Origin of the sequence: Pseudomonas sp. SIMBA_041 (assembly GCF_046535095.1) — a bacterium.
In the GTDB taxonomy this organism is placed as follows: Bacteria; Pseudomonadota; Gammaproteobacteria; order Pseudomonadales; family Pseudomonadaceae; genus Aquipseudomonas; species Aquipseudomonas mucoides.
Genome location: NZ_JAWRXJ010000512.1, coordinates 1 through 259, shown reverse-complemented (window position 1 = coordinate 259; position 259 = coordinate 1). Strand labels below are relative to the sequence as shown.

The following is a 259-nucleotide window of genomic DNA, read 5'->3' as shown; positions in this document are numbered from 1 at the left end:
CTTTAATTAAGAGGCAGTCGCAGGTTTAGAATGATGAGGTAAAGTAAATATCTTGTCAAAAATCAAGGTAAACGTAAACGTATAAACTAAGAAAAATAGCAGTAGCGCTACTTCCATCATAAAGGCTTTTACTAGACCAACATCGTACCAAATTATATAAAGTGGCAAGCAGATTAACACCAGCCCACCCTCAAAACCAAAAGCATGAACACTGCGTATCCATAACGTGCGACGTACAATACGTCTGCGGCGTTCCCAC

Annotated in this window: 1 protein-coding gene; it reads right to left on the bottom strand. The window is 39.8% G+C overall.

The features are described 5' to 3' along the window. Positions 1 to 6: 6 nt before the first annotated feature. Positions 7 to 259, bottom strand: a 253-nt coding sequence (locus SB725_RS32130; protein ID WP_410923533.1) for a PACE efflux transporter, incomplete at its 5' end; no start/stop codon positions are given.